The 13,161-nt window shown below is 70.1% G+C and carries 12 protein-coding genes; 7 read left to right on the top strand and 5 right to left on the bottom strand.

What is annotated here, in order from left to right:
* Nucleotides 1–45 precede the first annotated feature (45 nt).
* Nucleotides 46–816, top strand: coding sequence for an SDR family oxidoreductase (locus tag AB0K12_RS09660; protein ID WP_364557474.1), 771 nt, complete (start codon nt 46–48; stop codon nt 814–816).
* A 71-nt stretch (nt 817–887) separates the two neighbouring features.
* On the opposite strand, the gene AB0K12_RS09655 is transcribed toward AB0K12_RS09660, so the two are convergent.
* Nucleotides 888–2,327, bottom strand: a complete 1,440-nt coding sequence (locus tag AB0K12_RS09655; RefSeq protein ID WP_364557471.1) for a GuaB1 family IMP dehydrogenase-related protein — start codon at nt 2,325–2,327, stop codon at nt 888–890.
* A gap of 95 nt (nt 2,328–2,422) precedes the next feature.
* On the opposite strand from AB0K12_RS09655, the gene AB0K12_RS09650 reads away from it, so the two are divergent.
* Nucleotides 2,423–2,875 carry a GyrI-like domain-containing protein gene (locus AB0K12_RS09650; protein WP_364557469.1) on the top strand — a complete coding sequence of 151 codons (453 nt, stop codon included), beginning with the start codon at nt 2,423–2,425 and terminating at the stop codon, nt 2,873–2,875.
* Between the two features lie 100 nt (nt 2,876–2,975).
* Here the strand turns inward: AB0K12_RS09650 and AB0K12_RS09645 are convergent, their stop codons facing one another.
* Complete coding sequence (locus AB0K12_RS09645; protein WP_355413010.1) at nt 2,976–3,497, bottom strand: helix-turn-helix domain-containing protein; 522 nt, start codon at nt 3,495–3,497, stop codon at nt 2,976–2,978.
* 73 nt (nt 3,498–3,570) lie between these two features.
* Here AB0K12_RS09645 and AB0K12_RS09640 point away from each other — a divergent pair, with 73 nt between their 5' ends.
* Nucleotides 3,571–4,794, top strand: coding sequence for an FAD-dependent monooxygenase (locus AB0K12_RS09640; RefSeq protein WP_364557465.1), 1,224 nt, complete (start codon nt 3,571–3,573; stop codon nt 4,792–4,794).
* On the opposite strand, the gene AB0K12_RS09635 is transcribed toward AB0K12_RS09640, so the two are convergent.
* Nucleotides 4,776–5,906 (bottom strand): CaiB/BaiF CoA-transferase family protein, encoded by a 1,131-nt coding sequence (locus AB0K12_RS09635; protein ID WP_364557462.1) that lies wholly within the window; start codon nt 5,904–5,906, stop codon nt 4,776–4,778. The genes AB0K12_RS09640 and AB0K12_RS09635 overlap by 19 nt on opposite strands.
* Nucleotides 5,907–6,094: 188 nt before the next feature.
* On the opposite strand from AB0K12_RS09635, the gene AB0K12_RS09630 reads away from it, so the two are divergent.
* The 4 genes from AB0K12_RS09630 to AB0K12_RS09615 all read left to right on the top strand — a co-directional run bounded on the left by AB0K12_RS09630 (nt 6,095) and on the right by AB0K12_RS09615 (nt 11,415).
* Nucleotides 6,095–7,630 carry a serine/threonine-protein kinase gene (locus tag AB0K12_RS09630; protein ID WP_364557459.1) on the top strand — a complete coding sequence of 512 codons (1,536 nt, stop codon included), beginning with the start codon at nt 6,095–6,097 and terminating at the stop codon, nt 7,628–7,630.
* Nucleotides 7,627–8,598: an NAD(P)-dependent oxidoreductase gene (locus AB0K12_RS09625; protein ID WP_364557456.1), complete on the top strand. Its 972-nt coding sequence runs from the start codon at nt 7,627–7,629 to the stop codon at nt 8,596–8,598. The genes AB0K12_RS09630 and AB0K12_RS09625 overlap by 4 nt, the downstream gene beginning before the upstream one ends.
* A 203-nt stretch (nt 8,599–8,801) precedes the next feature.
* The gene (locus AB0K12_RS09620; protein WP_364557770.1) at nt 8,802–10,151 is read left to right on the top strand and encodes an FAD-binding oxidoreductase; all 1,350 of its coding nucleotides are present in this window, start codon (nt 8,802–8,804) and stop codon (nt 10,149–10,151) included.
* 4 nt (nt 10,152–10,155) lie between these two features.
* Entirely contained in the window at nt 10,156–11,415 is a 1,260-nt protein-coding gene (locus AB0K12_RS09615; RefSeq protein WP_364557453.1) for a cyclopropane-fatty-acyl-phospholipid synthase family protein, read from the top strand.
* Between the two features lie 77 nt (nt 11,416–11,492).
* Here the strand turns inward: AB0K12_RS09615 and AB0K12_RS09610 are convergent, their stop codons facing one another.
* Both AB0K12_RS09610 and AB0K12_RS09605 read right to left on the bottom strand, forming a co-directional pair.
* Nucleotides 11,493–11,660 (bottom strand): hypothetical protein, encoded by a 168-nt coding sequence (locus tag AB0K12_RS09610; RefSeq protein WP_364557450.1) that lies wholly within the window; start codon nt 11,658–11,660, stop codon nt 11,493–11,495.
* A 118-nt stretch (nt 11,661–11,778) separates the two neighbouring features.
* Nucleotides 11,779–13,059: a PHB depolymerase family esterase gene (locus AB0K12_RS09605; RefSeq protein ID WP_364557448.1), complete on the bottom strand. Its 1,281-nt coding sequence runs from the start codon at nt 13,057–13,059 to the stop codon at nt 11,779–11,781.
* Between the last annotated feature and the right edge of the window lie 102 nt (nt 13,060–13,161).

Raw genomic sequence — 13,161 nt, 5'->3', positions numbered from 1 at the left:
TAACGGACCCGACGACTCTATGCCGTCGGGATATCGTCGTCGTTCATGGCCGCCCTTTCGCCCGACGCGTTCCTGCTCACCGGCCGCGTCGCCGTCGTCACGGGCGCGGCGCGGGGGATCGGGCGGGCGATCGCGGAGGCGTTCGCGGCTTTCGGGGCTCATGTGGCGGTCTGCGATCGGGACACGCCGCCCGCCTGTGACGGCTGGTCGCCGTCGATGACCCTCGACGTACGCGACCAGCCCGCCGTCGCGGTCTTCACCCAGGCCGTACGCGAACGCTGGGGCCGCGTCGACATCCTGGTCAACAACGCCGGCGGCACCTTCCACGCCGCCTTCGCCGACACCTCACCCCGGGGCGAGCAGACCCTCATCGCCGAGAACTTCACCCAGGTCACCAGCGTCATCAGGCACATGCTGCCGCTGATGCAGGAGGGCGCCTCGATCATCAACGTGACCTCCAGCGAGGCCCATCAGGCGGCGCCGGGGTTCGCGGTGTACGCGGCGATGAAGGCCGCCCTGGAGAGCCTGACGAAGTCGCTGGCGCTCGAACTCGCCCCCAAGGGGGTCAGGGTGAACACCATCGCCCCCGACGCGCTGCGTACCGAGGGGGAGTCGGGTGTGCGTGACCGCATGCTCGCCCGCCCCCTCCCGTACGACCCCGCCCGCATCCCGCCGCTCGGCCACTTAGGCGAGCCGGGTGACGCCGCGGGGGCGGCCGTGTTCCTGGCCGGTGACCTGGCGAGGTTCGTGACGGGGACGACGGTGCACGTGGACGGAGGCATCACCGCCGCCGGTGGCTGGCGTCGCACGTCCTGACGACACCGCTGGTGGCCGCCCCACAGGGAGAACAGGCGAACGCCCAATCCCGAAAAACGGGCCGCGAGGGGTCACCAGCTTTGGTGCAGGGGCATGCCTTCCGCGTAGCCCGACGTGCTCTGGATCCCCACGACGGCCTGCTCGTGGAACTCCTCCAGGTTCGAGGCCCCCGCATAGGTGCAGGCCGACCGCAGCCCGGCCACGATGGCGTCGATCTGGTCCTCGACGCTCGGCCGCTTGGGGTCGAGGTACATGCGCGACGTCGAGATCCCCTCCTCGAACAGCGCCTTCCTGGCCCGCTCGAACGCCGAGTCGTCCGCGGTCCGCAGCCGGACGGCACGGGCGGAGGCCATGCCGAAGTTCTCCTTGTACTTGCGCCCGTTCGCATCGGTGTGGGTGTCGCCGGGCGACTCGTAGGTGCCCGCGAACCAGGACCCGATCATCACGTTCGAGGCCCCGGCGGCCAGGGCCAGCGCCACGTCACGCGGGTGCCGCACACCGCCGTCGGCCCAGACGTGCCGCCCGAGCCGGCGCGCCTCGGCGGAGCATTCGAGCACGGCGGAGAACTGGGGACGTCCGACGCCGGTCATCATCCGGGTGGTGCACATGGCGCCGGGCCCGACGCCGACCTTGAGGATGTCGGCCCCGGCCTCGACCAGGTCCCGCACGCCGCCCGCGGTGACCACGTTGCCCGCCGCGACCGGCACGCCGGGGTCGAGCGCTTTGACGGCGCGCAGGGCGGCGATCATCTTGTCCTGGTGGCCGTGCGCGGTGTCGACGACCAGGCAGTCGATGCCCGCTTCGAGGAGCTCTTTGGCCCTGGCGGCCACGTCGCCGTTGACGCCGACGGCGGCGGCGATGCGCAGCCGGTTCTGGGCGTCGACGGCCGGCTGGTAGAGGGTGGCGCGCAGCGCGCCCGTACGGGTGAGGATGCCGACCAGGCGCCCGTCCTCGTCCACGATGGGCGCGAGGCGGTGACGGCCCTCGTGCAGCCGCTCGAAGGCGGCGCGCGGGTCGAGCCCGGCGGGCAGCGTGAGCAGCTCGCTCGACATGACCTGGGACAGCTGGGTGAACATGTCGACGCCCTGGCAGTCGGCCTCGGTCACGACGCCGACGGGACGGTTCTCCCAGTCGACCACGATGACCGCGTTGTGGGCGCGCTTGGGCAGCAGTTGCAGGGCCTCGCCGACGGTCTCGTGCGGGGTCAGGGTGAGCGGGGTGTCGTGGACGAGGTCGCGTTTCTTGACCCAGTCGACGACGTTGGCGACGACGTCGAGCGGAATGTCCTGCGGGATGACGACGATGCCGCCCCGCCGTGCCACGGTCTCGGCCATGCGCCGGCCGGCGACCGCGGTCATGTTGGCCACGACGACAGGAATGGTGGTGCCCGTGCCGTCGTTCGTCGAGAGGTCGACTGCGAGCCGCGAACCGACCGCAGAACGCGACGGCACCATGAACACGTCGCTATAGGTCAGGTCGTAATGGGGCTCGAGGTCGTTGAGAAATCTCACGTTCATCCATCTTATGTGCTGACAGGTCAACTAGGGATTTCCCCTTTCGGGGGGCCTTATGATCGGCGCGGACACTTTTGGGGGAGGGAGGGTCTGTGAACGTCACGGAAAGGGCCGAGCTGATCGTCGTCGGCTTCGTCGTCCGCACGACCAATGCCGACGAAATGGATCCGGCTCGCGCGAAACTACCGGGGCTGTGGCAGCGGGCGGGCGCGCCGGGCGCTTTCGCCCACGTGCCCGGTCGCGTCGATGAGAACCTCTACGCGGTGCTCACCGACTACGAGAGCGACCACCACGGAGCCTTCACGCAGATCGTCGGCACGGGCGTGCGCACGGTGCCGCGCGTGCCGGAGGGCATGGTGGCGGTGCGGGTGCCGGCCGGGCCGGCGATGAAGCTCGAAGTACGCGGCCAGATGCCGCAGGCGCTGATCGACACCTGGCAGCAGGTGTGGAAGCACACCGAGTCGGGCGGCGCCCCGGCGCGCGCCTTCACCACGGATCTGGAGGTGCATCACCCCGACGGCGTGGATCTGTACCTCGCTGTCTGAGCAGAGACCGTCTGATCAGGGACCGTCTGATAAGCGACCCTCTGATCAGAGACCGAGCACGTCTGACAGAGACCATCTGAGCAGGAACCGAGCAGTCTGATCAGAGACCGAGTACGGCGGCCGCCGCTTCGACGGCCGCCGGCTTGACCTCCTCCAGCGGCAGGTGCGCGTATTCGACCGCGCAGTCCGACAGCCCGCCCAGCGCCACCGTCGCCCTGATGTGCTGGGCCTGCGTGAGGTCCGCCCCCATCAGCATGACGATCAGCTCGCGCCGCCATTCGAACATGCGCGTGCCCAGGTCGAGCTGGCCGAGCGTGGCCAGCTCGCGGACCATCATCACGATGACGTCGCGGTGCCGCCAGACCATCGCGAAGTAGGCGTCGAGCAGCTCGCGCGGCGCGAGCCCGGGTGCCCGGTCGCGTACGAACCGCTCCATGTCCTCGATCATCGGCGCCACGATGCTCCGGACCAGGTCGTCGCGTGAGGAGAAGTGGTAATAGAGCGCGGGCTTGGTGATGCCCAGGCGTTCGGAGATCTGGCGCAGGCTGGTGTTCTGGACGCCCTGCTCGACGAACAGTTCGCGGGCCACCGCCTGGATGCGCGCCTTGGTGTCACTGGGCATGAACCAAGATTACCCTTACCTACCGTTAAGTCAGATGCTAGGCTCCTTACTTAACGATAGGTAAGGAGGCGTCATGAGGGTTCTCATCTCGGGGGCCAGCGTCGCGGGGCCCGTTCTCGCGTACTGGCTGGTCCGTCATGGTTTCGACGTGACGGTCGTCGAGCGCGCGCCCGCGCTGCGCAAGACGGGCGGTCACGCGGTCGACCTGTTCAGGCCCGCCATGGAGATCGTGGAACGGATGGGCGTGCTGGAGCGGGTGGTCGCGGCCAAGACCGGCACGGAACGGCTCACCATGCACGTCGAGGGCGGCCGCCGCCCCGTCGACGTGGAGGTCGGCCGCGTCATGGGCGCCTTCTCCGACCGGCACGTCGAGATCATGCGCGACGACCTCAGCGAGATCTTCTACGACGCCACCCGCCACGACGCCGAGTACGTCTTCGGCGACTCCATCACCGCGATCTCCGACAGCGGAGAGGTGACGTTCGAGCGCGGCGGACCGGCCAGGTACGACCTGGTGATCGGCGCCGACGGCCTGCACTCCAACGTGCGCCGCCTCGTCTTCGGCCCCGAGGAGCGCTACACGAGCTGGATCGGCGCGTACCTGGCCGTCGCCTCGATCCCCAACTACCTGGGGCTCGACGGGCGCATGGAGGGCCTCGCGGGCGTGGGCAGGATGGCCGCCGTGTACGGCGCCGCGCGCATGCCGGACGCGCGGGCGGTGTTCCTGTTCAGGACGCCGGAGCCGCTCGGCTACCACCACCGGGACGTCGCCCGGCAGAAGGAGCTGCTGCGGGCCCGCTTCGCCGGCGCGGGATGGGAGGTGCCGCGGCTGCTGGACGAGGCGGAGCGCGCGCCCGCCTTCTACTTCGACTCGATCACCCAGCTGCGGCTGGACACCTGGTCACGCGGGCGGGTGACGCTCGTGGGCGACGCCGGCTACTGCCCGGGGCCGGCCGTCGGGGGCAGCACCAGCCTGGCCGTCGTGGGGGCGTACGTGCTGGCGGGGGAGCTGGCCGCGTACGGGGGCGACCACACGCGGGCCTACCCCGCGTACGAGACCGAGATCGCCCCTTATGTGCTCCAGAGCCGCACGTTCGCCGTCGGTGCGGCCAAGCGGCTGGTCCCGGCCGGCCGCTTCGACCTGTGGACGCTCACCCGCGCCGCGAGCCTGATCAACCTGCTGCCCACGGCCGTCACCAGGGCCGCGGCCAAGCTGGGCGGCAAGAGCGCGCGGCTGCACGAGTCGGTCGCGCTCAAGGAGTACGCGCGCGCCGAAGGTCAGGCGAGCACCCCCTGATCGCGGAGCTTGGCCGCCTGCTCGGCTGACAGGCCCCAGTCCGACAGGTCCTCCAGCCGGGTGGCGGGGGAGAGGCCGGGAGCGGGGGCGCCGAGCAGGCGCGGGGCGGGCGCGGGCTGGGTGACGCCGCCGACCTCGACGAACGAGCCGCGCGCCACGTTGTGCGGATGCGTGGCGGCCTCGGTCATGGACAGGACCGGTGAGACGCAGGCGTCGGACCCGTCGAAGATCTCCTCCCACTCGGCGCGCGTGCGCGTGCGGAACACCCCGGCCAGCCGGGCCCGGAGCGCGGGCCACTGGGCGGGGTCGTTCCTGTCGGGGAGATCGGGGTCGCCGTCGAGGCCCATGAGGCGCAGCAGCTCGGCCCAGAACTTCGGCTCCAAGGCCCCCACGGCGACATATCGGCCGTCGGCGGTCTCGTACGTGTCGTACTGCGGCGCCCCGGTGTCGAGCAGATTGGTGCCGCGCGGTCCCCAGCCGCCGCTCTGGACGGCCTGGTAGAACATCGCGAACAGGGCGGCGGAGCCGTCCACCATGGCCGCGTCGATCACCCGGCCCTTACCGGTGCGCTCGCGCTCGTACAGGGCCAGCAGCACGCCGTAGGCCAGCATGAGCCCGCCGCCGGCGAAGTCGCCGAGTATGTTGATCGGCGGGGTCGGCTTGTCGCCCGCGCGGCCGAGCATCGACAGCACGCCGGAGATCGCGATGTAGTCGATGTCGTGCCCGGCGGTCGGGGCGAGCGGCCCGTCCTGCCCCCAGCCGGTCATCCGGCCGTAGACGAGCCGCTCGTTGACGGCGTGCAGGTCGTCGGGCCCGATGCCGAGCCGTTCGGCCACTCCGGGCCGGAACACCTCGATCACCACGTCGGCGTTCGCGACCAGCTCCTTGAACGCGGCCACGCCCTCGGGCGACTTGAGGTCGAGCCCGATCGTGTGCTTGCCGCGGTCCATGACGTCCCTGCGGGGGGCGTCGCGCACGGCGCCGACCCGGTCGACGCGCAGCACGTCGGCGCCATGGTCGGCGAGCATCATCCCGGCGAACGGCCCGGGCGCGAGCCCGGCGAGCTCCAGCACGCGCACGCCGGACAGCGGACCTCGGCTAGTCTCGGGCATCGGCCTCTCCTCGGTAGGGATCCCGCCCAAGTAGAACAACATTCGGTGATCTCGTGCAAGCGGCCTTGCCGACCTTCCCGCGAAGTCCGGGCAGGTATGGGAAACTTGCCCACTGTTCGGGTGGTCTACAGGCGGCCGTACGGCGGTCGTCTGCAGCAGGCGCACGCGCGCCGCTACAGGGGTAGGACATGGTTTCGGAGAGCAACCGGCTCATCGCAGGGCGCTACCAGTTGCTGCGCGAACTGGGCCGCGGCGGGATGGGCGTGGTGTGGGAAGGCCGCGACACACTGCTCAACCGGCAGGTCGCCATCAAAGAAGTGCTGCTGCCTGACAACCTGTCGGCGGGCGACAAAGAGCGCCAGCTCCTGCGGACCGCCCGCGAGGCCCGTACGGCGGCCAAGCTCAACCATCCCTCCGTCGTCGCGATCTACGACGTCGTCGAGGAGGGTGGCCGGCCCTGGATCGTGATGGAGCTGGTCAGCCACCCGTCGGTGGAGCAGGTCGTGCTCACCACGGGCGCGCTGCCGGTGCGCGAGGCGGCCGATCTGGGCCGGCAGGTGCTGTCGGCGCTGCGGGCCGCCCACGAGGCCGGCATCCTGCACCGCGACGTCAAGCCCAGCAACATCCTGCTGGCCGACGACGGCCGCGCGGTGCTGATGGACTTCGGCATCGCGACCGTCGAGGGCGACGTCTCGCTGACCAGCACCGGCATGGTGACGGGCTCACCGAGCTTCCTCGCCCCCGAGCGGGTGCGCGCCGAGAACGCGGGCCCCGCCTCCGACCTGTGGTCGCTGGGCGCCACGCTGTACGCCTGCATGGTCGGCCGCTCGCCGTTCGAGCGCGGCGACCCCATGGCCACGCTCAACGCGCTGCTCAGCGAGGAGCCCGACTACCGCCGCATCCCGCCGATCATGCATCCGATCCTGAAGGGCCTGCTGCGGAAGGAGCCCCAGGACCGGGTGGACGCCGAGGAGGCCGACCGGCTGCTCGCCGCCATCATCGCGGCCAAGCCGGCGACCGCGGACCTCGACCCGCCCGAGCGCAAGGGCCAGGGTCCAGGCCGGGCCCTGCTCGCCGCGGCGGCCACGGTGGTGCTGGTGCTGACGGGCGGCGCGGTCGCGTACTTCAGGACGGCCTCGCCCGCCGAGGGCACGCCCCGGGCCACCGCGCAGCCGGCCGCCGCGACCAAGCCCATCACGCCGACAGCCACGCCCACGGCGACGCCGAGCGCGACGCCGACCCCCACGCCCAGCGCGACCAGGCGGGCGCCGCTGGTGCGGGTGTGGAAGTCCCGTGACGGCTGGGCGATCCTGCGGCCGACCGGGTGGCGGGGCGCGCTCGGCGAGGCGTACACGGAGTGGACGCGCCGCGACCGCAACGCCCACCTCGGCGTGGAGGCGGTCTACGGGCAGCTCGACCCCCACCAGCTCATGCGCGACTCGCAGGAGACGTTCCGGCAGAACGCCCGCACGGTGGTCAACCGGGGGCAGCGCACGGTCAATCACAAGGGTGTCAAGGCCGTGGAGTGGGAGTTCACCTGGATCGCGGGGCAGGACAACGACGCCCCCTGGGTGCGACCGGGCGCCCGCTACCACGAGATCCGCCGGGCCGTGGCCACGGACGAGGCCGCGTACGTGCTGTCGTGGACGGTCGCCGAGGAGCAGTGGCTGCGTAACAGAGCACTGATGCGACAGGTGATCGGCAGCTTTACTGTGGGGGCATGACCGCCTGGAACCTGCTGGCCCTGCCGCCCCTTCCCGAAGAGTTCGTCCGCGGCCTGCTGGCGCCGCTCGGCGACCGGGTGACCGTCAGGGTGCCCGGCTCGCGCGACCGCGCGGGGCTGCTCGCGGCGCTGCCCGACGCGGAGATCGTGCTCGGCGACTGGACGGGCACGCTCGTCATGGACGCCGAGGCGGTCAGGGCCGCGCCCCGGCTGGCGTTCGTGCAGCAGCCGTCGGTCGGCGTCGACGGCCATGACCTCGACGCGCTGGCCGCGGCCGGGGTGCCGCTGGCCAACACGCCGGGCGTCAGCGCCGTGGCGGTCGCCGAGTGGTGCCTGGCCGCCACGCTGGCGTTGCTGCGCAGGCTGGCCGCGGCCGACGCCGCCGTACGCGCGGGCGAGTGGCCGCAGCAGAGCCTGCAGCCCCACGAGCTGCGCGGCCGCCGGGTCGGCGTGGTCGGCTACGGCCCGATCGGCGCCGGCTGCGCCGAGATGTTCCGCGCGCTCGGCTGCGAGGTGTCCTACTGGACCCGCACGCCGCGCTCCGACCCCGGCTTCACCGACCTCGACACGCTCGTGTCCACCTCCGACGTCGTGGTCGTCGTCATCGCGCTGTCCGCGCAGACCTGCGGCCTCATCGACCCCGGCCGCATGAAGCAGGGCGCGCTGCTGGTCAACGGCGCGAGGGGCGGCGTGGTCGACCAGAAGGCGCTGGTGGCCGCGCTGAGCGAGGGCCGGCTCGGGGGCGCCGCGCTCGACGTGTTCGACGTGGAGCCGCTGCCGGCCGGAGATCCGCTGCGTGACCTGCCGAACGTGCTGCTCTCGCCGCACGTCGCCGGCGTCACCGCCGAATCGACCGGGCGGCTGCTGACCGTCACCCTCGGCAACCTCGCCGCCGCTGTCGAGGGCCGTGAGGTGGACGGGGTGCTGAACGGCGTCGAACCGGTGATCTTCCGGAAATTTGCCCAATAACCTATCAAATAGGCGATCGACCTGGCACGATGAACAGTTTTCGTGTCTTTAACGACCCCGGTCTGTTCCGTTCGGTCGCATGGAGATAACGTGCTACGGACGATCTCTACCAGCTCAAGGGGGTGCTACGTGAACGAGCGACGCGTGCCCGAGGGGCACCAGGCGGTCACGGCACCGACGGAGGAGGGGCCGTGACGACGACGATGTCGACACACCGACGGGCAGTAGAGCAGATCCGGCAGTCCTACGCCGAGATCCCGGGTGACGCCGCTCCCCGGCTGGCCAAGGCCACGTCCAACCTGTTCAGGTTCCGCGACGGCGCCAAGACGGCCAAGCTCTCGGCCCGCGATCTCGACGAGGTCATCAGCGTCGATCCCGAGACGATGACCGCCGAGGTGCAGGGCATGACGACCTACGAGCACCTCGTGGACGCCACGCTGCCGTACGGGCTCATGCCGTACGTCGTGCCGCAGCTCAAGACCATCACGCTGGGCGGCGCCGTGACCGGGCTCGGCATCGAGTCCACCAGCTTCAGGGACGGCCTGCCGCACGAGTCGGTCGAGGAGCTCGAGATCCTCACCGGCGACGGCCGCGTCATCGTGGCCCGCGACGACAACGAGCACCACGAGCTGTTCCGCGCCTTCCCCAACTCCTACGGCACGCTCGGCTACGCGCTGCGCATCCGCATCAAGCTGCGCAAGGTCCAGCCGTACGTGCACCTGACCCACGTCAAGTTCACCGACGCGGGCAAGTGCATGCTGGCCATGCAGGAGATCTGCGACAGCATGGTGCACGAGGGCGAGAGCGTCGACTTCGTCGACGGCGTCTTCTTCGGCCCCGGCGAGATGTACATCACGCTCGGCCGCTTCGCCGAGCGCGCCCCCTACGTCTCCGACTACACCGGCATGCGGATCTACTACCAGTCGATCCAGCAGCGCAGCCGCGACTGGCTGACCATCCGCGACTACCTGTGGCGCTGGGACACCGACTGGTTCTGGTGCTCGCGGGCGTTCGGGGTGCAGCAGCCGGTGGTGCGCTCGCTCATGCCGCGCCGGTGGATGCGCTCCGACGTCTACCGCCGTCTGGTCGCGCTCGACCGGAAATACGGCCTGACCGCCCGCGTCGACCGGTGGCGCGGCCAACCCGTGAGCGAATCGGTCATCCAGGACGTCGAGACGCCCGTCGAGCGCGGGGCCGAATTCCTGGAGTTCTTCCACGAGAAGGTGGGCATGACTCCGGTGTGGATGTGCCCGCTGCGCGCAGAGACACGGTGGCCGCTCTACCCGCTCGAGCCGGGCAAGCTCTACGTCAACTTCGGATTCTGGGGAATGGTGCCGCTGCCGCGCGGCCAGTTCGACGGTTACTACAACCGGCTCATCGAGCGTTCCGTACACGATCTCGACGGCCACAAGTCGCTCTACTCGACCTCGTTCTACGTGCGTGAGCAGTTCTGGCAGCTCTACAACGGCGATGCCTATTGGCCGGTCAAGCAGGAATACGACCCCAACGGACGCCTGCTCGACCTGTACGAAAAGTGTGTACGGGGAAGGTGAGTTGATGGCTCTGGCATCCATCTTTGAAAAGATCGTCGGCTCCGATGCGAACATCGCGTTCATGGCCTACGACGGCAGCAAGGCGGGGCCCGACGGCGCCGACCTGGCCATCGAGGTCAAGTCCCCGATCGCGGTCGCGCACCTGGCCCACGCACCGGGCGAGCTGGGCCTGGCCCGGGCGTACATCTCGGGACACCTCGATGTCCACGGCGACATGTACACGCTGCTGGACCGGATGTGGAACATCACGACCAACGACCTGACGACGTCCGAGAAGATCGCCGCCGTCAAGTCGCTGGGCGTCAAGCCGCTGCTCATGCGGGTGCCGCCGCCCCCGCAGGAGATGCGCCAGAGCGCGCTGGCCAAGCTCGGCTCGCGGCACGCCAAGCAGCGTGACGCGGAGGCCATCCACCACCACTACGACGTCTCCAACCGCTTCTACGAGTGGGTGCTGGGCCCGTCGATGGCCTACACCTGCGCCTGCTTCCCCAGCGAGGACTCCTCGCTGGAAGAGGCGCAGTTCGCGAAGTTCGACCTGGTGGCGCGCAAGCTCGGGCTCCAGCCCGGCATGCGCCTGCTCGACGTCGGCTGCGGCTGGGGCGGCATGGTCATGCACGCCGCCAAGCACTACGGCGTCAAGGGGCTCGGCGTCACGCTGAGCCGCCAGCAGGCCGAGTGGGCCCAGAAGGCCATCGCCGACGCCGGGCTGCAGGACCTCGCCGAGGTCCGCTTCATGGACTACCGCGACGTCACGGAGTCGGGCTTCGACGCGGTCAGCTCGATCGGCCTGACCGAGCACATCGGCAAGGCCAACGTGCCCGGCTACTTCGAGTTCCTCTACAGCAAGCTCAAGACCGGCGGCCGCCTGCTCAACCACTGCATCACCCGGCCGACCGGCAAGGAGAAGACCTTCAACAAGGGCGGCTTCATCAACCGCTACGTCTTCCCCGACGGCGAGCTCGAGTCGGTGGGCTGGCTCATCAGGCAGATGGAGGACCTCGGCTTCGAGATCCGCCACCAGGAGAACCTGCGCGAGCACTACGCCAAGACGCTGCGCCACTGGTGCGACAACCTCGACGACAACTGGGAGGCCGCGGTCGAGGAGGTCGGCATGGGCACCGCCCGCGTGTGGGCCCTCTACATGGCCGGCTGCATCGTGGGCTTCGAGCGCAACAAGGTGCAGCTGCACCAGGTGCTCGGCGTCAAGCTCGACGAGAACGGCCGCTCCGGCGTGCCGCTGCGTCCGGCCCGCGACTGGCCCTGATAGCCGGCGCTGATCCCGTTCATGACACGGCTCCCGGGCCTGGAAGGCCCGGGAGCCGTGTCATGACCCCCGTGACGTCAGGAGGAGACGGCGGCCTGCTCGCCCGTCGTCGCCGTGCAGCGGTGCCTGTCCTTCGTGTGCTTCGCGTGCCGCCCCCGGCTCGGAGGATGCTCGTTCTGGGCGTCCTCCTGCGTCTCCTGCGGCTGCTCCTTCGACGGATTGTGGGGCTTCGCGTGCCTGCCCACGTGCTCGTTCTCCTTCGTTGTCCCCCAACTGCTTAAAGTGACCGTATGGCTACCCTCGGCGCTGGGGCAAGCGGTTACCCGGTAAAGGAGAAGTCGTTACCGACAAGCGACCGGTTGCTCAGGAGCAGGCGGCGCCGTTCAGGGTGAATGCGGGGGGTTTGCCGGTGTTGCCGTTGTGCGTGCCCTGGAAGCCGAACGACGCCGAGCCGCCCGGCGCGATCGTCCCGTTGTAGGAGACGTTGCGCGCGCTCACCTGGCCGCTGGTCGGCGTGATCGTGGCGTTCCACGCGGAGGTGACCGTCTGGCCGGCGGGCAGTGCGAAGCCGAGCGTCCACGACGACACCGGCGACTGGCTGGTGTTCGCGATCTTCACCTCGGCGGTGAAGCCGGTGTTCCAGGTGTTCATCGTGTACGTCACCTGGCAGGCGCCCGGCGGCGGGGGAGTGGGCGTGACGGTCGGGTCCGGGTCCTGGCCGCCGTCCGACAGGCCGAAGAAGTCGATGACCATGGCCGCCATCCCGCCCTGGGGCAGGCTGTGACCGACGCCCTGCAGGCTGATCGCCTCGACGGGGGCCTGCGTGCCGGTGCCGCCGTAGCGGGTCCTGGTCCAGCCGGAGCGCGGCTGGTCGGTCAGGCTCGGGGTCTGGCTCAGGCCGTGGACGTCGGTCCACTGCTTGATCTGCTCCTGGAAGTTGGGGTAGCGCAGCGTGCCGTCCTCGGTGCCGTGCCAGATCTGCATGCGCGGGCGGGGGCCGCTGTAGCCGGGGTAGGCCGCGCGTACGAGGTCGCCCCACTGCTGCGGAGTCCTGCTGATCTGGCCGTTGGCGCAGGCGCTGTTCCAGCTCGATCCGTCGGTGGTGGCGAAGCAGGCGAACGGCACGCCGCTGAACGCCGCCCCGGCCTTGAACACGTCGGGGTAGTCGCCGAGCAGGACGTTGGTCATCATGGCGCCGGACGAGGCGCCGGTGACGAACGTACGGTCGGGGTCGGTGTCGTAGCGCTGCTGGACGTACCTGACCATGGAGATGATCCCGACCGGGTCACTGCCGCCGTCGTGCCGCAGCGCCTGCGGCGATGAGACGTCGAAGCAGGAGCCGCTCCTGGTCGCCGACGGGTAGATGACGACGAACTTGTGCTGGTCGGCGAGCCGGGCGAACTCCGTGCCCGAGTAGAAGGCGGGGCCTGAGCCGGTGCAGTAGTGCACGGCCACCAGCAGCGCGGGGCGGGCGGGGACGCCGTCGGGGACGTACAGGTGCATGCGGAGGTTGGTGGGGTTCGTCCCGAACCCGGTCACCTCGGTGAGTTGCGCCGAGGAGGCCGGGGGCGCGGTGATGAGACCGGCGACCACGAGCGCCAGGGCGGCTATCACGGCTCCGGCCAGTCGAGCTTTCAGCTTCATCGAGATCCTCTCGCATCGGCAGCCGAAATATTGCGAGTGTCCAAAGAAAATTTCGGCACCGCAATGGGCCTGGTGCGTCCGTCCTGACCAGGAGGCCGTGAG

This window comes from Nonomuraea sp. NPDC049419 (genome assembly GCF_040676995.1).
Taxonomy (GTDB): domain Bacteria; phylum Actinomycetota; class Actinomycetes; order Streptosporangiales; family Streptosporangiaceae; genus Nonomuraea; species Nonomuraea salmonea.
The sequence above is the reverse complement of the archived record's forward strand: the minus strand, read 5'-3'. Positions and strand labels throughout refer to the sequence as shown.